Source organism: Rhodoferax sp. SPJ21 (assembly GCF_058216335.1).
This window is the reverse complement of sequence record NZ_JBYZMO010000001.1, coordinates 209216-228433: the sequence shown is the minus strand read 5'-3', so window position 1 is coordinate 228433 and position 19218 is coordinate 209216. Positions and strand designations below refer to the sequence as shown.

The 19218-nt window shown below is 62.2% G+C and carries 17 protein-coding genes and 1 pseudogene; 1 reads left to right on the top strand and 17 read right to left on the bottom strand.

Annotated elements, in window-relative coordinates; translation table 11 throughout:
- Positions 1-8 precede the first annotated feature (8 nt).
- From fghA to AC4BBN_RS00885, 16 genes are all read right to left on the bottom strand, one after another.
- A complete protein-coding gene (gene fghA, locus AC4BBN_RS00960) occupies positions 9-884 on the bottom strand; it encodes an S-formylglutathione hydrolase (RefSeq protein WP_490590081.1) in 876 nt (291 codons plus the stop codon).
- Between the two features lie 149 nt (positions 885-1033).
- Complete coding sequence (locus AC4BBN_RS00955) at positions 1034-2152, bottom strand: S-(hydroxymethyl)glutathione dehydrogenase/class III alcohol dehydrogenase (protein ID WP_490590080.1); 1119 nt, start codon at positions 2150-2152, stop codon at positions 1034-1036.
- A gap of 202 nt (positions 2153-2354) precedes the next feature.
- Entirely contained in the window at positions 2355-3491 is a 1137-nt protein-coding gene (gene dnaJ, locus AC4BBN_RS00950) for a molecular chaperone DnaJ (RefSeq protein WP_490590079.1), read from the bottom strand.
- Positions 3488-4063, bottom strand: a complete 576-nt coding sequence (locus AC4BBN_RS00945; protein WP_490590078.1) for a TMEM175 family protein — start codon at positions 4061-4063, stop codon at positions 3488-3490. The genes dnaJ and AC4BBN_RS00945 overlap by 4 nt, the downstream gene beginning before the upstream one ends.
- Positions 4064-4185: 122 nt before the next feature.
- Entirely contained in the window at positions 4186-6138 is a 1953-nt protein-coding gene (gene dnaK, locus AC4BBN_RS00940; protein WP_490590077.1) for a molecular chaperone DnaK, read from the bottom strand.
- Between the two features lie 110 nt (positions 6139-6248).
- Complete coding sequence (gene grpE, locus AC4BBN_RS00935; protein ID WP_490591363.1) at positions 6249-6752, bottom strand: nucleotide exchange factor GrpE; 504 nt, start codon at positions 6750-6752, stop codon at positions 6249-6251.
- 135 nt (positions 6753-6887) lie between these two features.
- Complete coding sequence (locus tag AC4BBN_RS00930) at positions 6888-7247, bottom strand: FKBP-type peptidyl-prolyl cis-trans isomerase (RefSeq protein WP_490590076.1); 360 nt, start codon at positions 7245-7247, stop codon at positions 6888-6890.
- A gap of 120 nt (positions 7248-7367) precedes the next feature.
- Positions 7368-8543: a fumarylacetoacetate hydrolase family protein gene (locus AC4BBN_RS00925; protein ID WP_490590075.1), complete on the bottom strand. Its 1176-nt coding sequence runs from the start codon at positions 8541-8543 to the stop codon at positions 7368-7370.
- Positions 8544-8789: 246 nt separating this feature from the next.
- The gene (locus AC4BBN_RS00920; RefSeq protein WP_490590074.1) at positions 8790-9101 is read right to left on the bottom strand and encodes a winged helix-turn-helix transcriptional regulator; all 312 of its coding nucleotides are present in this window, start codon (positions 9099-9101) and stop codon (positions 8790-8792) included.
- Between the two features lie 164 nt (positions 9102-9265).
- Entirely contained in the window at positions 9266-9733 is a 468-nt protein-coding gene (locus AC4BBN_RS00915; RefSeq protein ID WP_490590073.1) for a MarR family winged helix-turn-helix transcriptional regulator, read from the bottom strand.
- A gap of 49 nt (positions 9734-9782) precedes the next feature.
- The gene (locus tag AC4BBN_RS00910; protein WP_490590072.1) at positions 9783-11480 is read right to left on the bottom strand and encodes a tannase/feruloyl esterase family alpha/beta hydrolase; all 1698 of its coding nucleotides are present in this window, start codon (positions 11478-11480) and stop codon (positions 9783-9785) included.
- 198 nt (positions 11481-11678) lie between these two features.
- Positions 11679-12794, bottom strand: a complete 1116-nt coding sequence (locus tag AC4BBN_RS00905) for a porin (protein WP_490590071.1) — start codon at positions 12792-12794, stop codon at positions 11679-11681.
- 106 nt (positions 12795-12900) lie between these two features.
- Positions 12901-13638, bottom strand: coding sequence for an ABC transporter ATP-binding protein (locus AC4BBN_RS00900; RefSeq protein WP_490590070.1), 738 nt, complete (start codon positions 13636-13638; stop codon positions 12901-12903).
- Positions 13635-15452 (bottom strand): branched-chain amino acid ABC transporter ATP-binding protein/permease, encoded by a 1818-nt coding sequence (locus AC4BBN_RS00895; RefSeq protein WP_490590069.1) that lies wholly within the window; start codon positions 15450-15452, stop codon positions 13635-13637. The genes AC4BBN_RS00900 and AC4BBN_RS00895 overlap by 4 nt, the downstream gene beginning before the upstream one ends.
- Positions 15453-15469: 17 nt before the next feature.
- The gene (locus AC4BBN_RS00890) at positions 15470-16510 is read right to left on the bottom strand and encodes a branched-chain amino acid ABC transporter permease (protein ID WP_490590068.1); all 1041 of its coding nucleotides are present in this window, start codon (positions 16508-16510) and stop codon (positions 15470-15472) included.
- Between the two features lie 39 nt (positions 16511-16549).
- Positions 16550-17641 (bottom strand): ABC transporter substrate-binding protein, encoded by a 1092-nt coding sequence (locus AC4BBN_RS00885; protein ID WP_490591362.1) that lies wholly within the window; start codon positions 17639-17641, stop codon positions 16550-16552.
- Positions 17642-17894: 253 nt separating this feature from the next.
- Here AC4BBN_RS00885 and AC4BBN_RS00880 point away from each other — a divergent pair, with 253 nt between their 5' ends.
- On the top strand, positions 17895-18218 hold the full coding sequence (locus AC4BBN_RS00880) for a nucleotide pyrophosphohydrolase (RefSeq protein ID WP_490590067.1): 324 nt from the start codon (positions 17895-17897) through the stop codon (positions 18216-18218).
- 235 nt (positions 18219-18453) lie between these two features.
- On the opposite strand, the pseudogene AC4BBN_RS00875 reads toward AC4BBN_RS00880, so the two are convergent.
- Positions 18454-18614 (bottom strand): annotated as a pseudogene (locus AC4BBN_RS00875) (IS3 family transposase); the annotation flags it as partial.
- Positions 18615-19218: the final 604 nt, after the last annotated feature.

Genomic DNA, 19218 nt, shown 5'->3' with positions numbered 1-19218 from the left:
CGGTGGTGTCAGGCCTGTGCGGTCAGGGGGGCGTGCAATGCCTTGCTATGGTGGGCCATGTGGTCGGCCATGAAGGTCGAGATGAAGTAGTAGCCGTGGTCATAGCCCATCTGGCGGCGTAGCAGCAGCGGCTGGCCCACGGCTTTGCAGGCGGCCTCGAAGATATGCGGATTCAGCTGCTCGGCCAGGAATTTATCGGCCATGCCCTGGTCGATCAAGATCCCGTCCGGGTAGGGCGGCGTGGCCTGTTCAGCCATCAGGAACACGGCATCGTGCGCGGGCCAGCTGCTGTTGTCTGCACCCAGGTAGCCACTGAAGGCTTTTTGCCCCCAGGCGCATTGCGTGGGCGCGCAGATCGGCGCGAAGGCCGATACCGAGCGGAACAGTCCCGGGTGCTTCAGCGCCAATGTCAGCGCGCCGTGCCCACCCATGGAGTGGCCGAAGATGCCGAGGCGCTCTGGGTCTATCGGCAGGTTGCGCACCGCGATGTGCAGCAACTCATCGACGATATAGCTTTCCATTCGGTAGTGCTTGGACCAGGGTTCTTCGGTTGCGTCGATGTAGAAGCTGGCCGCCAGGCCGAAGTCCCAGCTGTCGGTTTCGCCCGGCACGTTCGCACCGCGCGGGCTGGTGTCGGGCGCAATGAGCGCCATGCCGTGCTGGGCCGCGTACTGCTGCGCTCCCGCCTTGGTCATGAAGGTTTCGTCTGTGCAGGTCAGGCCCGCCAGATACACCAGTGCCGGCACCCGGCCCAGCGTGGCCTGCGGTGGCAGAAACACCGAGAACTTCATAGGCAAACCGATTTCCACCGAGTCGTGCTGGTAGAAGGTTTGCACACCGCCAAAGCAGCCGTGCTCGGAAAGGGTTTTCAGGGAATCAGTCATACAGCCTTAGAAGAAGTTACAACAAATGAGAACACGCTAAGAGACAAGCCTGCCTTCCCCAGAGATACCGCGGATCTGGCTCTGCCAGTCCGCTGGTATCGCCCCCTGCAAGGGGGTTGGCGGAGCGCGAAGCACGTAGCCTGGGGGTGTTAGAAAAGAACAACACCTCTTATGGACTCCCCGCGCTTCATCAAGTCAAAGCCCTTGTTGATGTCCTCCAGCGGCATGGTGTGGGTGATCAGCGGGTCGATGCTGATCTTGCCTTCCATGTACCAGTCCACGATCTTGGGCACATCGGTGCGGCCGCGGGCACCGCCGAAGGCCGAGCCCTCCCATTTGCGGCCAGTGACCAGCTGGAACGGGCGGGTGCTGATTTCGGCACCGGCCTCGGCCACGCCGATGATGATGCTGCGGCCCCAGCCCTTGTGGGTGCACTCCAGCGCCTGGCGCATGACCTGGGTGTTGCCTATGCACTCAAAGCTGTAGTCGGCACCGCCGTCGGTCAGCTGGACGATGGCGTCCACGATGTTGCCGCCTGCGGCTTCAATGTCCTTGGGGTTCAGGAAGTGGGTCATGCCGAAGCTGCGGGCCATGGCTTCACGTTCGGGGTTGATGTCCACGCCGATGATCTTGTCGGCACCGACCATCTTGGCGCCCTGGATCACGTTCAGGCCGATCCCGCCCAGGCCGAAGACGACCACGTTGGCACCAGCTTCCACCTTGGCGGTGAACAGCACGGCTCCGATGCCGGTGGTGACGCCACAGCCGATGTAGCAGACCTTGTCAAACGGCGCGTCCTTGCGGATCTTGGCCAGACTGATTTCAGGCGCTACGGTGTAGTTGCTGAAGGTGCTGGTGCCCATGTAGTGGAAGATGGGCTTGCCGTCCAGGCTGAAGCGGCTGGTGGCGTCGGGCATCAGGCCTTTGCCCTGGGTGCCACGGATTAGCTGGCAGAGGTTGGTCTTGCGGCTCAGGCAGAACTTGCACTGGCGGCATTCCGGGGTGTAGAGGGGGATGACGTGGTCGCCCTTTTGCAGCGTGGTGACACCGGGGCCGACATCGACCACGATGCCGGCGCCTTCATGGCCCAGGATGGCGGGGAAGATGCCTTCGGGGTCGGCGCCACTGAGGGTGTAGTAGTCGGTGTGGCAGATGCCGGTGGCCTTGATCTCGACCAGCACTTCGCCGAACTTGGGACCTTGCAGGTCCACGGTTTCTATGGTCAGGGGGGCGCCTGCTTTCCAGGCGACTGCGGCTTTGGTTTTCATGGGCGAAGTCCTGTAGAACGAAAGGCTAGAACTATAAGCGGCGACCCAGGCGGCGGCCATTTCTGCGCACCCGCTATTCTTATAGATAAAAATGACCGCTAGCGCAGATAAATACTGCGCTAGGTGCTATCTAGTTAATAGCAGGTAAAGAACTGTAGTCAGATATAAAAAAAGCCCTCGAAGTTCAGTCGAGGGCTTTGTTTTATGCGCTGAAGAATTTCTTCAAGCGGTCGGTCCAGCTGTCGCCGGTGGGCGAGTGCTTGCCGCCGCCTTTTTTCAGCGAGTCTTCTAGTTCCCGCAACAGCTTGCGCTGGTGTTCGGTGAGCTTGACGGGTGTTTCCACCGTGATGTGGCAGTACAGGTCGCCGGGCGCGCTGTCACGCACACCCTTGATGCCCTTGCCGCGCAGGCGGAACTGCTTGCCAGCTTGCGTGCCTTCGGGGATGTCGATGGCTGCCTTGCCGGCCAGCGTGGGCACTTCGATCTCGCCGCCCAGGGCTGCGGTGATGAAACTCACTGGTACCGAGCAGTGCAAGTCGCCTCCGTCGCGCTCGAAGATGTCGTGCTTCTTCAGGCGGATTTCGATGTACAGGTCGCCCGGTGGGCCACCGTTGGAGCCTGGCTCGCCATTGCCTACGCTGCGGATGCGCATGCCGTCGTCGATGCCTGCTGGAATCTTCACTTCCAGCGTCTTTTGCTTTTTCAGCTTGCCCTGGCCTTGGCACGCGGTGCAAGGTTCGGGAATCACCTTGCCGCTACCACGGCAGGTGGGGCAGGTTTGCTGTACGCTGAAGAAGCCTTGGCGCATCTGCACCGTGCCCTGGCCTGCGCAGGTGCCGCAGGTCTTGGCTTGCGTGCCGGGCTTGGCACCGCTGCCGTGGCAGGTGTCGCAGGCTTCCCAGGTGGGGATGCGGATCTGCGCTTCCTTGCCACGGGCGGCTTCTTCCAGTGTGACTTCCATGGCGTAGCTGAGGTCGCTGCCACGGAATACCTGGCGGCCACCGCCACGGCCGCCACGGCTTTGGCCGAACATGTCGCCGAAGATGTCGCCAAAGGCTTCTGCGAAACCGCCAAAGCCTTCTGCGCCCGCACCACCGCGCATATTCGGGTCCACGCCGGCGAAGCCATGCTGGTCGTAGGCGGCGCGCTTTTGCGCGTCGCTCAGCATCTCGTAGGCTTCTTTGACTTCCTTGAACTTCTCTTCGGCCACCTTGCCAGCATCACCCTGGTTGCGGTCGGGGTGGTACTTCATCGCCAGCTTGCGATAAGCCTTTTTGATTTCTTCCTCGGATGCGTTCTTGGGAACGCCGAGGGATTCGTAATAATCTTTTTTGCTCATTCTGCAATCACTTTCTCAATACGGCGATCGGGGATGAGCCACATCAGCGCCACTGCCACAATAATTCCAGCCGCCAGCGCGGTGCTCACAAAGCACACCGGGATGGCAAGCGCATAAGCCACCGTGGCCAATTTGCCCTTGACGTCATTCCCCACCGCACGGGCCAACACCGAATCCGTGCCATGCAGGCAGACGATGCTGCGTTTCAGCGTGGCGTAGGCAATGCTGCACATCAGCAACACGCCCCCGAACAAGGCCATGGGCAGGGCCGCGAAATGGTTTTCCCCCATCCAGGCCGTGGTAAACGGCATCAGCGACAACCAGAACAGCAGGTGCAGATTGGCCCACAGGGTGCGGCCATCGACCTTCTTCACGGTGTGCAGCATGTGGTGGTGGTTGTTCCAGTAGATGCCTACATTCACAAAGCTCAACACATAGCTCAAAAACACCGGCAACAAGGGCAACAGGTCTGCGACTTCGCTGCCGTGTGGCACCTTCAGCTCCAGCACCATGATGGTGATGATGATGGCAATCACGCCATCACTGAAGGCTTCCAGTCGCGTCTTGTTCATGGTGGGGTGTGGTCAAGCAGGGGCTGCATGGGAGGCAAAAAGCCGCGTCGAAAGACCATGAACCTTAAAGTTCTGGTCATTCGACGCGGCGGCGAATCCACGCGATCAATCAGACGTGTGGATTAGCCCTTTTTGACTTCTTTCACTTCTGCATCGACCACGTTGTCGTCCGCAGCCTTGGCACCAGCGGCTTGTTCGCCAGCAGGTGCCGCGCCTGCGCCGGCAGCGGCTTCTTCAGCGGCTTGCTTGGCTTGCATGTCGGCGTACATCTTTTCGCCCAGCTTTTGGCTGACGGTCATCAACGCGGTGTTCTTCTCGTCGATGGCGGCCTTGTCTTCACCCTTGAGGGCTTCTTCCAGGGCCTTGATGGCGGCTTCGATGCTTTCCTTTTCGGCCGCTTCGATCTTGTCGCCGTACTCGGTCAGGCTCTTCTTCACGCTGTGCACGCTGGCTTCGCCTTGGTTACGGGCTTGCACCAGTTCCAGCTTCTTCTTGTCGTCGGCGGCGTTCAGCTCGGCGTCTTTCACCATTTGCTGGATTTCGGCTTCCGACAGGCCGGAGTTGGCCTTGATGGTGACCTTGTTTTCCTTGCCGGTGCCCTTGTCCTTGGCGCCCACGTGCAAGATGCCGTTGGCGTCGATGTCGAAGGACACTTCAATTTGCGGCGTGCCACGCGCTGCTGGTGGGATGCCTTCCAGGTTGAACTCACCCAGCAGCTTGTTGACGCTGGCGATTTCGCGTTCGCCTTGGAACACCTTGATGGTCACGGCGGGCTGGTTGTCGTCCGCAGTGGAGAAGGTTTGCGCAAACTTGGTGGGGATGGTCGTGTTCTTGGCGATCATCTTGGTCATCACGCCGCCCAGGGTTTCGATACCCAGAGACAGAGGCGTCACGTCCAGCAGCAGCACGTCCTTGCGGTCGCCGGACAGCACTTGGCCTTGGATCGCAGCGCCAACCGCCACGGCTTCGTCGGGGTTCACGTCCTTGCGGGGCTCGCGGCCGAAGAATTCCTTGACCTTTTCTTGCACCTTGGGCATGCGGGTCATACCGCCGACCAGGATCACGTCATGGATGTCACCCACGCTCACGCCGGCATCCTTGATGGCAGTGCGGCAAGGGGCGATGGTGCGCTCGATCAGCTCTTCCACCAGGGCTTCCAGCTTGGAACGGCTGAGCTTGATGTTCAAGTGCTTGGGGCCGGATGCATCAGCCGTCACGTAGGGCAGGTTGATGTCGGTCGATGCGCTGTTGGACAGCTCGATCTTGGCCTTTTCAGCGGCTTCCTTCAGGCGTTGCAGAGCCAGCACGTCCTTGGACAGGTCAACGCCGGACTCCTTCTTGAATTCGGTGATGATGAAGTCGATGATGCGCTGGTCGAAGTCTTCGCCGCCCAGGAAGGTGTCACCGTTGGTGGACAGCACTTCGAATTGCTTTTCGCCATCGACATCGGCGATTTCGATGATGGACACGTCAAACGTGCCGCCGCCCAGGTCATACACGGCGATCTTGCGGTCACCCTTTTCCTGCTTGTCCAGGCCGAAGGCCAGAGCAGCAGCGGTAGGTTCGTTGATGATGCGCTTCACGTCCAAACCGGCGATACGGCCAGCGTCTTTGGTGGCTTGGCGCTGTGCGTCGTTGAAGTACGCAGGCACGGTAATCACAGCTTCGGTGACGGCTTCGCCCAGGTAGTCTTCGGCAGTCTTCTTCATCTTGCGCAGAATGTCAGCGCTGACCTGTTGGGCCGACAGCTTGTTGCCGCGCACTTGAACCCACGCGTCACCGTTGTCGGCAGCCACGATGGAGTAGGGCATCAGGTCGATGTCTTTTTGGACTTCTTTTTCGGTGAACTTGCGGCCGATCAGGCGCTTCACTGCGTACAAGGTGTTCTTGGGGTTGGTGACCGCCTGGCGCTTGGCAGACGCGCCGACCAGCACTTCACCGTCTTCTTGGTAGGCGACGATGGAAGGGGTGGTACGGGCACCTTCGGCGTTTTCGATCACGCGTGGGGTGTTGCCTTCCATGACGGACACGCAGCTGTTGGTGGTGCCCAAGTCAATACCGATAATTCTTCCCATGTTTTTCTCCTGCAATCTAAATAAAGGGTGGGAGCTGGGTTCAGCGCCCTGATGGATCTAATGTGTGGATAACTTTTCCCACTTCAAGTGTGGGGTTACCAAATGTGTAGTTATTTAGGGGCGGTAACGGTTACCAGGGCCGGGCGCAGCACGCGGTCGGCGATCAGATAGCCCTTTTGCAACACGGTGACGACAGTGTTGGCTTCCTGCTCGGCAGGCACCACGCTGATGGCCTGGTGCTGGTGCGGGTCGAACTTGGTGCCGGCGGCGGGGGCAATTTCAACGACCTTGTTGCGTTCCAGCGCGCTTTTGAGCTGGCGCAGGGTGGCTTCGGCGCCTTCGCGGATCTGCGCGACGGTGGCGTCTTTGATGGCCAGGCCGGCTTCCAGGCTGTCGGTCACGGGCAGCAGGCTTTCGGCGAAGCTTTCCACGGCGAACTTGCGGGCCTTGCTGATGTCTTCTTCGGCACGGCGGCGGGCGTTTTCGGCATCGGCCTTGGCGCGCAGAAACTGGTCTGCCAGGTCGGCGCTTTTGGCTTTCAGTGCAGCCAACTCAGCCTGGGCGATAGCCAGGGCTTCCACGTCGCTGGTGGCCAGCTCTTCAGCGGGGGCCATGCCGTCCAGAGGTTGGTGGTCGGGGTTGGAGGTGTTTTCAGACATGTTCTGTGGGGGAGTCGAGTGAACCAGCGTTCAAGCTTGGGGGCCACCCCCTGGATTTCAAGGGGCAGCAGGCAAAAAATCGGGCGGAGATCAGCCCTTGATAGCCAGTAGTTCGACGTCGAACTTCAGCGTGGCGTTCGGGGGGATCACGCCGCCAGCGCCACGGGCTCCGTAGCCCAGCTCTGCGGGGATGATCAGCGTGCGTTGGCCGCCGACCTGCATGCCGGCAACGCCTTCGTCCCAGCCCTTGATGACCATGCCGGCGCCCAGGGAGAACACGAACGGGTCCTTGCGGTCCTTGCTGGAGTCGAACTTGGTACCTTGCACGCCGTCGTTGTACAGCCAGCCGGTGTAGTGCACGGTGACGCTTTTGCCTTTGGTGGCCACGTCGCCGGCACCCAGAACGGTGTCTTCATACTGCAGGCCGGAAGCGGTGGTGGTGATTGCCATGGAGTTTCCTTGAGGAGTTTGCTATTTAAAATATAGCTGCTACCGCAAGAAGAATCTGCGCAGCAGCCCTAAAAGACGCTGGATTATGCCAGCCTCTTCCTGGTCGTTTACCTGGCTGGTTTACAAAAGCCGACGCCCTGCCAGGTCGCGCATCAGGGCGCTGATGCCATAGGTCCAGGGCTCCACCTGGTCGCAGGTGTTGACGCGGTTCACCAGCTGGCCCAGCTGGGCGGTGCGCACAGTCACCGTGTCGCCCACCACATGGGTAAAACCCTGGCCGGGGCCATGGCGGTCTTGCGTGGGGGCAAACATGGTGCCCAGGAACAGCATGAAGCCGTCTGGGTACTGGTGGTTGGGGCCTATGGCCTGCTCCACAAGGTCCACCGGGTCGCGGCTGATCTTGCTCAGGCTGCTGGCGCCCTGCATGACAAAGCCGTCGTCATGGCCGGTAACTTCCATCGCCAGGTCGCAGCGGCGCACGTCGTCTATACGGAAGTGTGCGTCGAACAGGCGGATGAACGGGCCAATCGCGCAGGATGCGTTGTTGTCCTTGGCCTTGCCCAGCAGCAGGGCGCTGCGGCCTTCGAAGTCGCGCAGGTTCACGTCATTGCCCAGGGCCGCGCCGACCACGGCACCGCGGCTGTTGACGGCCAGCACCACCTCGGGTTCGGGGTTGTTCCAGGCGCTGCCGGGGTGGATGCCGACCTCGGCGCCCAGGCCCACGGCGCTCATTACCTGGGATTTGGTGAATAGCTCGGCGTCTGGCCCTATGCCCACCTCAAGGTACTGCGACCACATGCCCTGGGCCAGCAGCACTTTTTTGAGTTCGGCTGCAGCGGCCGAACCGGGCTGGATATTGCTCAGGTTGTCGCCAATCACTGCCACCACGGCCGCGCGCACGGCAGCGGCCTTGCTGGCATCGCCGCGCGCCTGTTCTTCGATCACCCGCTCCAGCATGCTCGCTACAAAGGTGACGCCAGCAGCTTTCAGCGCTTGCAGATCGCAGGGCGCCAGCAGCCAGGGCTGGGACGGGTTACGCGCGTTGTGCGCCGAGTTGGCCAGCACGGTGGCGGTATCGGCCAGGCGCTGACCGGGTTGGGCGCGCACCATGGCCGCCGGGTCGGCCAGCTCCAGCAGCTGGCTGCAGGTGAGGGCCAGATGTTCCAGGCTGTAGATGCCATCGGCCCGCACCTGAACCAGCACCGGGCCTCGGCCTTCCATCCAGATGCGGCCCACCAGCAGAGCCTGGGCATGGTCGGCAGGGAGTACGGCAGAGAGGCTGAGGTGCTGTTGCATGGATGTCTCGGTTTGTAGGTGTTGCGTGCCGCGCCGGCCCAGCGCCGGGTCGCCCGTGGATTATCGGCAAGAACCTATTTGCGATGGTGGCGGGGCCTAGCGGCCACCTATCTGGAGTGGGCTGTCAGTACCGCGCCTAAATGTCGCAAATTCCTCAGAAATTTCTGCGTAATACATGGCGTTGAACGCCATTAAACGAAAAAAGGCCGGGAAATCTTCCCGGCCTTTCTTTTTGCAGCAGACTGCTTATTTGACTTTTTTCGCCTGGGCGACCGACCATTTTCCGGCGAAGGCTTGCAGGTCGCTGAGGCGTTTGAGCAGGTCGGCCCCAGTGGGGGTGACGCTGTAGCCGTCGGAGCCGTGGGTCAGCAGGTCGGCTTCGCGCAGCTCTTTCAGGCGGGTGTTCAGGGTGTTGGGGGTAACACCGCCGACGCTGTCCTGCAGCAGGCGGAATGTTTGGGCGTGGCCGTCGCGCAGAGCCCACAGCACGCGGATGGCGTAGCGGGACTCCAGCAGGGCCAGCAGTTGGTGGACGGCGACGTTTTCTTTGGAACTCATGCGGTGTTCTCCTCGGGACAATGTGCGGTGGGAAGTCTGGTGGGCCTGGGGGCGCACGCCCAGGCGGCGCCACGACTATAACGCAAAAAACCTATTTTGCTACTAGTTTAATAGCATTGTAAGCAGGAAGTGTCTGCACTGTTCCCCAAAATGGGGCGAGGGAATCAGCGGCGGTAGATTTTCTGCAACAGGCGTATCAGCGTTTTGCGCTCGGTCGCCGTCAGGTGGGCGGTGGCTTCGATTTCCAGCTGGCCGACCTCGGATTCGGTCTGCGCGGCCAGTTCTGAACCGCTGTCGGTGGCGTGCAGGCCCATGGCGCGCCCGTCCACGGGATGGGGCTTGCGCTCGATCAAACCGCGCTTTTCTATCATGTTGAGCATGCCCACCAGGTTGGGCGGCAGGATGTCCAGCACGCTGGAGAGTTGGCGCGAGGTAATGCCGGGGTTGTGCGCCACCAGCAGCAGGATGGACAGGTCCACGATGCGCAGATCGTAGCTGGCGATGTGCTCGCGGATGATGTCCACCACAAACATGGAAGCCCGGCGGGCGTTGTAACCCACCAGGCTCTCCAAAGAGCTGGTATCTATTTGTTGGAGGGCCTGTGGGGGCGTGCGCGGGCTGCTTGCGGTCATGGGACTATTTTGCCACCCGCTCCGGGGCTGCTCGGAGCGGGCGTAGTCCTTATTTGCAGCTGAAGCTGGAGGCGCTTTCCTTGTCGCCGCTGCCGTTGTAGGTGGCAACCTTGGGGTAGGCGCACAGTGGCCGGCTGCGGCTGGCAGACCAGCTGCTGGGCACGTCGGTATTGACTGCGACGGCATTGCCGGCACCGCGTGCATTGGCGACCACGCTGTCAGGTGCCTGGCCTTTTTCCACCCAGTTGACCAGCGGGGTCAGCATGTCGAACTGGTCGGTGGACGGGCCGCCCGAGCAGTGGTTCATGCCGGGCACGCGGTAGAAGCGCGCGAAGCTGCTTGCATTCCCGCTGTTAGCCGCTCGCAGCGATTCATACCAGGTGGTGGTGTCGTCGCTGGAGAAGATGGGGTCGCTGGTGCCGTGGTAGACCATCATCTTGGCGCCACGGTCGCGCAGCTTGGCCAGGTTGCTGGGGTTGACTGGCTGCATAAACGAGAGTGCGCTCTCGGTATAGGTGGCATTGGTTGCGCCGACTCTGGACAGCATCGTGTCCACATTGCCGGTGAGCGCGAACACGGGGCCATTGAAGGTGGCAGCGTCTTCCGGCGGCGTGGGCCAGATCAGGCCCGCGCCTCCAGAGTCCAGCACCAGGGGCGAGGTGAACTTCCAGAAGGCAAAGTTGCTGGTGGCCAGGCCTGCATCGAAGGGCCAGGTGGAGTAGATGCGTGCGCCGCTGCTGGTGGTAGCGCCCGAAAACAGCTTGGACACCACGGTCTTTTGTGCGGCCGACAGGCAGGTGCCGTCACGGCTGCCGCTGCAGGTTGGGACGTCGGTGTTCAGATTGAAGGCTGCCTGGCAGGCTGTGGTGTTCTGGACCAGACCATCAGTCACACCATCCAGGGCATCGCATTTCGCCAGCACGGCGTTGGAGACCACGGCCCGCTCGGCGGTGGTGAAGGCGGTAGACAGGTCAGTGCTGCTGGTCGCCACTGTGGCATAGGCCTGTGCACCAGCGATATTGGCGATGGCCGCCAGCGGCAGGCGGAAGCCCGGGTCGCCGACCAGGTAGCCGTCGTATTCCTCTGGTTGGCGGGTGGCGGCCACCATGGTGTGGCGCCCGCCGTTGGAGCAGCCGCCGAAGTAGGAGCGGTCCGGCCCCTTGCCGTAGGCGGTTTTGATAGCGCTCTTGGCCATGGGTGTCAGCTTGGCCGCGGCCTGGTAGCCGTAGTCCAGCCGGGCTTGCGGGTCGATGCCGAAGTTGGCTCCGAGTGCGGCGGCATGGCCGGCGTCGGAGCTGATTACCGCGAAGCCCATGGCCAGCGCGTTGGTTAAACCTGCGCCGCCGTTGACGCCACCGGTGGCCGTCAGCACATTGCCATCGATGCCGCCGTTGGCCTGGTAGAAAAAGCGGCCGTTCCAGGCGTTGGGCAGGCGCATTTCAAAGCCGATGGCGTAGCTGTTGCCGTCCACCGCGCTGACGCGCTGGTTCATCTTGCCGGTGATCTGGCAGTGTGCGGGCACGGCTGTGCCGGCTACCGTCAGCGTGCCAGCGGCGATGGCGTTGGCGGCGGTGATGGTGGTGTTGGCCAAGCTGATCTTGCTGGCCAGGTCGGTACACGACAGCAGCGAGGCCGGCGTGGCCGCCGAGAGCTGTGGCAAGCCGCCGTCCGAGCCGCCGCAGCCTGCTAGCAGTGCGGCCGGCAGGGCCGACATCGCCAGCAAACGGATGTGCATTCTTGTTCTCATGGCTTCGTCTCCAGGGTTGAGGTAGACAGGCGCCCGCAGCATGCCCTCAACCATGGTGTTGCGTGCTGCGGGTTGGGGTGGAATTTGCTATCTAAGTGATAGCTGCTGGCGCAGGTTTTATATGCGCTGGATGCTTTTTTGTTCTAAATCGCTGTGGCAGACGCTGGCACATGGTGTCCAGCGCTGCAGCATGGGGGTTTAGAAAGCGTGCCGAATGCCGAAGCTGACACCGTTTTGCGAGCCACCTGCGACAGGGTTGCTGCCTGCCGCACCACCGCTGACCGACACCGCCGCCAGCTTGTCGTTGCTGATATGCCCCACCTGGGTATAGACCGCCGTGCGCTTGGACATGGCGTACACCAGTCGTGCAGACAGCAGGGTGGAGTTGCTGTCGTCAAAGTTCTTGTAGCGCAGGCTGGCCCATTGGCCGTCCAGCGTCAGAGCGGGGGTCAGTGGGTAAGACGCGCCGATGTACCACAGGTCGCTCTTGGGCTTGGTGGTGCTGCCTTCGTTGTTGCGGCGAATCACTCCGCCGCCGATCTTGGCACCCATGACCTTGACGTAAGCGGCTGCCAGTGTGCGGCTGTCGCTGGTGCTGCTGCTGTTCAGGCCACCAAACACCACGTCGGTGGCGCTGGCCGGGGTACGGCCGTTCAGTGTGTCGTAGGTCAGCGTGGCGCCCCAGTCGGCGGTGTCGTACTTGGCAGTGGCGGACCACTGCCGGCAGGCCTGGGCGTCGGTGCCACTTTCGCCGGCGCAGTTGGTGCCGGCCGGGTTGGGACCTGCGTTCACGGTGTCCCGGCCCAGGCTGTATTCAGCGCCCAGGGTCAGGCCGCTGAAGGTGCCTCGGTAGGCGATGGAGTTGTCGGCGCGGGAGTTGGGGATATAGCTGTCCAGCGAACCCAGTGCGTACAGCGCAGGTCCGATCACGTCGGAGTCCTGGATGGACCAGAACAGGGTGGAGTACTGGCGGCCCAAGGTCACGCTACCCCAAGGCCCGGCCAGCCCCACGTGGGCTTGGCGGCCAAACAGGCGTCCGCCCTGGCCGGACACGCCGGTGTCGGGGGCAAAGCCCATTTCCAGTGTGAACTGGGCCTTCAGACCATCGCCCAGGTCTTCGGTGCCGCGAAAGCCCACGCGCGACGGCAGCGTGCTGGTGTTGCTGGGCATGCGGGTGAGGCTGCCCACGCCGTTGACGTTGCTGACATGTTCCACGCCCACATCGATCAGGCCGTAAAGGTTGACGCTTTGCGCGTGGACGGAGCCGGCGGCTGCCAGCGCGGCGAGGGTGATGATGTGCGATGTTTTTTTCATGGCTTGTCTCCTGTTGTAAAAAGTGATGGGGCTGGAGCCCGGGGCTTGCAGTTGCTACGGAATCAATAGCTTCTTGCGCAGGTAGTACCTGCGCTGGAAGCCTTTTTTATGATGAAGGTTTGCGGGCGGCACCCAGGTAGGTGTCGATCACCCTTGGGTCCCGGGCCAGGTCGGCGGCGCGGCCTTGCAGGCTGACGTCGCCCATCTCCAGCACATAGCCGTGGTCGGCTGCCTCCAGGGCGGCGCGGGCGTTTTGCTCGACCAGCAGAATCGTCACGCCGGTTTGGCGCAGGGTGTGGATGATCTTGAAGATCTCGCGCACCACCAGCGGCGCCAGGCCCAGGCTGGGCTCGTCCAGCATCAGCAGGGTGGGCCGCGACATCATGGCGCGCCCCACGGCCAGCATCTGGCGTTCGCCGCCCGAGAGCGTGCCGGCCAGCTGCAGGCGCCGGTCTTTCAGGCGCGGAAACAGGGCGTAGACCACGTCCAGCTGGTCGCGCCAGGCTTTGTTGAGCAGGCGCAGCTGGCGGAAGGCGCCCAGCACCAGGTTGTCTTCCACCGGCATGCTGCCGAACAGTTCGCGCTTTTCCGGCACCAGGGCCATGCCCAGCATGACGCGGTCTTCCAGCGACAGCTTGTGCAGTGGCTGGCCCTGGAATTCCATTGCGCCCTGGGACGGCAGGATGCCCATCACCGCGTTTAGCAGTGTGGATTTGCCAGCGCCGTTGGGGCCAATGACGGTGATGACACTGCCGGCATCGGCTTGCAGCGATACGCCGTGCAGTACCTCGGCTTTGCCGTAGCCGGCGCGCAGGCCGGAGATGGAGAGCAGGGGTTGGCTCATGCGGAGACCTCCTCGGGTTGCGGTGCGGATGCGGCGGCGTCTTCGTCGGTGCCCAGGTAGGCGGCGCGTACGGCGGGGCTGGCTTGCACCTGGGCGGGCGTGCCTTCCATCAGGTGGGTGCCGAACTCCATCACCACGATGTGGTCGCAGACGTCCATCACCAGGTCCATGTCGTGTTCCACCAGCAAGATGGCCATGCCCTCGGCACGCAGTTGGCGCAGCACCGCGCCCAGGGCTAGCTTTTCCTTGTGGCGCAGGCCGGCGGCGGGCTCGTCTAGCAGCAGCAGGGCTGGGTCGCTGCACAGTGCTCGGGCAATTTCCAGCAGGCGCTGCGGGCCCATGGCCAGGTTGCCGGCCAGTTCGTGCAGCTGGGCGCCCATGCCCACGCGCTGCAGCTGGTGCGCAGCCTCACGCAACAGGCGTTGTTCTTCTTGGCGGTCCAGCCGCAGCATGGACGACAGCGCGCCCTTGCCGCCGCGCAGATGGGCACCCAGGGCCACGTTTTCCAGCACCGTCATTTCCGGAATCATCTTCACGTGCTGGAAGGTGCGGGAGATGCCGCGCTGGGCGATCTGGCGCGAGGGCAGGCCGCTGACCACCTCGCCACGGAAGCGCACCTCGCCGGATGTGAGGCCCAGCACGCCGGTGATCAGGTTGAAGGTGGTGGACTTGCCCGCGCCGTTGGGCCCGATCAGACCGCTGATCTGCCCGGCCCGGATGCTGAAGCTGATGTCGTTCACCGCCGTCAGGCCGCCGAACTGTTTGCGGATGGCGCGTACGTCCAGCACCATGCTGCCGGCTTCGGGCTTGCTGCGCTCGGGCAGTGCGGTGGCCTGGGTCCAGTCTTCGGCCCGGGGTGGGTTGGGCAGCCAGCGCGCCACCAGCGACCACAGTCCGTCGGGCAGGTACTTCAGCACCAGCACCAGCACGATGCCAAACACAATGGTTTCAAAGTTGCCGCTGGCGCCTATCAGCTTGGGCAGCAGCACCTGCAGCTGGTCTTCCAGCAGCTTGGTCAGCAGGGCCCCGGTGATGGCACCCCAGATTTGCCCAACACCCCCCAGCACGGCCATGAACAGGTATTCAATGCCCATCTTCAGGCCGAAGGGCGAGGGGTTCACAGTGCGCTGGAAGTGCGCAAACAGCCAGCCCGATACGCTGGCAAACAGCGCGGCAATGGTGAAGATGCCGATCTTGAAGCGCAAGGTGTTGATGCCCATGGCCTCGGCCAACAGCGCGCCGGTGCGCAGCGAACGTATGGCCCGGCCGGTGCGCGAGTCCAGCAGGTTGATGAGTGCAAACGCGCCCAGCAAGACCAGCACCCAGGTCAGCACAAAGAAGGGTTTGCCGCCGCCCAGGTCCCAGCCGAACAGGGTGAGGCCGGGCACGCCCAGCAGGCCGTCGTACTTGCCCAGTGCGTCCAGATTGCCCATCAGGTAGTACAGCGACAGACCCCAGGCAATGGTGGCCAGCGGCAGGTAGTGGCCGGACATGCGCAGCGTCAGCACACCCAGTAGCATGGCGCTGCTACCGGTGATGGCCAGGCCGATAAAGACGGTGAGCCAGGGCGACAGGCCGTACTGGGTGCACAGGTAGGCGCTGGTGTAGGCGCCTACGCCGACAAAAGCCGCCTGGCCGAAGGAGGTCAGGCCGCCGATGCCGGTCAGCAGCACCAGGCCCAGCACCACCAGGCTGTAGAGCCCGATGTAGTTGAGTTGGGTGACCCAGAAGTCGGGCAGGGGCAGGCAGGCGAGCAGGCCCACGGCGGCCAGTAGCACCAGGCGCAGCACGGTGTTATTTAAAGGGTTCTTCATCGTATGCAGCCTGCGTATCAGTGGTCGTGGTCGGCGTGGCCGTTCGCGAGCGAGCGCCACAGCAGCACCGGCAGGATGAGGGTGAACACGATCACTTCCTTGAAGGCGCTGGCCCAGAACGAGGAGAAGGCCTCGACGATGCCGACAAACAGCGCGCCAACGGCCGCTGCCGGGTAGCTGGCCAGCCCGCCGATCACCGCTGCCACAAAGCCCTTGAGGCCGATCAGAAAGCCCGAGTCGTAAAAGATGGTGGTGGTCGGGCCAATCAGCAGGCCCGACAAGGCGCCAATCAGCGCTGCCATGGCCAGGGTCAGGCTGCCAGCGGTGTGTGTGGAAATGCCCACCAGGCGTGCGCCCAGCCGGTTGATGGCGGTGGCACGCAGGGCCTTGCCATACAGCGTGCGCTCAAAGAACAGCCACAGCAGCACGATCAGCGCCAGGGATGCCGCGCAGATGATGATGGCCTGGCCGTTCAGGTTGACGGCACCCAGCTGGAAGCGTTGGTCCCAGAACGTAGGATTGCGAAAGCCCTCGGCGCCAAAGAACAGCAGGCCCAGGCCGGTCATGGCAAAGTGCACGCCTACTGAGACGATCAGTAGCACCAGGGTGCTGGCATCGGCCAGCGACTGGTAGACCACGCGGTACATCAGCGGGCCAAAGGCGGTCACGATGCAGACGCTGAGTGCGGCCTGCACCAGCAGCGGAAACTGCCGGGGCGCGGCCCAGGCGGTGACGGCGGCAATTGCCACCGGAATGGCCAGGGTGCGCAGCAAGGCGATGGCAGCTGCGCCGGGCTGGCGCAGGCGCTGCCATGCGCCCCAGGCGTTCATCAGCGCGGCCACGCTGGCCAGAATCACCAGCAGCCAGACGGTGCCGGGGATGGCGCCGGTCTGCAATATGGCCAGGGTGAGCGCGCCATAGGCGACGAATTCACCCTGCGGGATGAAGATGACGCGGGTGACGGCGAACACCAGCACGATGGCCAGGCCGAGCAGGGCGTAGATCGCACCGTTGGTGATGCCGTCCAGCAGCAGGACGCTGGCAATCGAAAAATCCATGGAAAGTCCTAGAAAAAATGAGTGCGGCAGGACCCAGCTTTATTCGACCTTCCAGTCGCCGTTGACGACCTTCACGATCACACCGGTTTCATTGGTGTAGCCCCAGTGGTCGTCCTTGGTCCAGTTCATTACGCCTTGCGATAACGGCGTGCGGCCCATGGTCTCCAGTGCGTCGCGCAGTGCGGAGCGGAATTCCTTGGTGCCGGGCTTGGCCTTCTTCAGCGCCATGGGAATGATCTTTTCCAGGATGATTTCGGCGTCATAGGAGTGCGCAGCGAATTGGTTGCGGCTGCCAGGGCCGTAGCTCTTTTCGTACTTCTGCACGTAGTCGAGCGCCAGCTTTTTCGAGGGGTTGCTGTCGGGCAGTTGTTCTGGTGCGATGACCGGGCCAGAGACTACGTAGGCGCCGTCAATGTCCTTGCCGCCCACGCGCATCAGGTCGCGGGTAGCGGCCGCGTGGGTTTGGTAGATTTTGCCCTTGTAGCCGCGTTCGACCACGGCCTTTTGTGGCATGGCCGCACCGCTGCCGGATGCGGCGATCAGGATGGCATCGGGCTGGGTGGAGACCAGCTTCAAGGCCTGTGCGGTGGCACCGGTGTCGGTGCGCGCAAAGCGCTCGGAGGCAATCACCTTGATGCCGGCTTTCTCGGCCACTGCGGTGAATTCCTTGAGCCAGCTCTCGCCATAGGAGTCGGTGTAGCCCAGGAAGCCGACGGTTTTCACGCCCTGCTTTTTCATGTGCTCGACCACGGCATAGGACATTACGGCTGTGGACTGCGGCAGGCGGAAGCTCCAGAAGTCTTTGCCGGGCTGCAGCGGGGTGGGGGAGGCCACCAGCTGCGGCGTTTCCGCCTCAAATGCCACGCCCGCCACGGCGATGCCCACCGGGGTGGCGGCCGAGCCGATCAGTAGGTCCACCTTGTCGTCCGACACCAGGCGGCGGGCGTTCTTCACGCCGTTGGTGGGGTCGGTGGCGTCGTCCAGCACGATGACGTTCAGCTTCTCGCCGGCAATGGTTTGCGGCCACAGCTTCATTTCGTTGGCCATAGGAATGCCCAGGCCGGACGCCGGGCCCGTGAGCGGCAACACGACGCCAATCGTGACGTCGGCCAGCGCCAGGCCCGAGGCCATGGATGTCGCCAATGCAATGGCTGTGAGGGTGGATTTTGGGTTGCGCAGCAAAGCTTGTCTCCTGGTGTGTGGTGTGGAAATTCCAGCCACCGATCAGGCTGGACACATCGTTATGTGGTCTTACTATAGTTATAAAAAATAACCATAACAAGGACGAAAAATGGCTTTGTGTTAGGTGCTTTCCCTGATGCCTGTGATGGGCGTGGCGTGGTTTCGTGGCGGTTCTGGGGTTGGACTCAGGCCACAATCTGGCATGGCCCAAAACATATCGTCCCTGACCCAGGCTTTGCGCGACTTTGCTGCCGCGCGAAACTGGGAGCCTTTTCATTCGCCCAAAAACTTGGCCGCCGCGCTGAGCGTGGAGGCCGCTGAGTTGCTTGAGCACTTCCAGTGGTTGACGGAAGAGCAAAGTCGCAATTTGGCCGAAGCAGCCAAGGCCGAAGTCGCCGCCGAGGCTGCCGATGTGCTGCTATACCTGCTGCAGCTGTGCGATAAGCTGGATATCGACTTGCTGGACGCAGCCCGACGCAAGATGGCGGTCAACGCCGTGAAGTACCCGGCGCCACCAGTAGGCTGAGGATTGCTATGAAAAATGGAGCTGTCACCGCAATCTGTAGATGAGCGGCTTCAACTCCAAGTGCAACAAACTCAATGAATGGAATGTGGTTGCAGGTCCAGGCGAGTCAGTGCTCGGTATCGATCGCAATGGGTTTGCGCCAGCCCAACGCCATTTGGGGGGCGGCCATTGGGTGAATCGCCCTGGCTATCGTAGAGGCCCGTTGGTTTAAGTCAGGCCGTCACCGTAGTGGCCTGATCAACTCTGCCTTGTCCAGGTTAAATGTCGTGTCGGCCAGGGCGTTGTCATAGCTGTCGCCCTTGCTGCCCACCGAGGGCGCGATACCGGCCTCGGCCAGTCTCTTGCTGTGGCGGATGCCCACGTATTGCGCCCCCTGTCCGAGTGATGGATCAATGCAGGTTGTCCTATTTGACGCAGCTTATGCGTCAGGGCTGTCCGTCGGGCGATCGGCTGCGCAACGCAATGCCACTCCAACGGGTTCAACACAGCCTTGGGGTTGGGCGCGTTGTTTTGCTCAGGACGGAGATGTGCCTGATCTTCCCTTGATCCTGCAGTGCGGTGCCCGTGCAGCCTAGCCGAAGTTTTTTTATTTCAGCTCTTTACAATGACTAATTATTAGTAATAATAAGACTTAGTCATAAATAAAACCGATCTTTATCGGAGGCCTACACATTCATATTTTTATGAAGAGCGCCCCCGCAGCGCGGCGGTGTGCAGGGCTTGCTGATCGAACTTGCGGTTTGGGGATGGGCCGCAAGCACATGCTGCCTGGGCTCTGAAGTCGTTCGTTTTCCTGTAGCCATTCCGTTATTCATGCAACCTTCTGGAGGCAGCCTATGCGTTGATTTACCACCTACACGAGCATGTCGAGGTGCAGGCAGATTGCCCGTACATCGTGTCCCTTAACGACAACTAAAAAACAAAAAATATGAGACAAAACAAGCTTCTGCTTGCCACTGTGCTGGTCCCGCTGATCCTGGCGGGTTGTGGCGGCGGATCG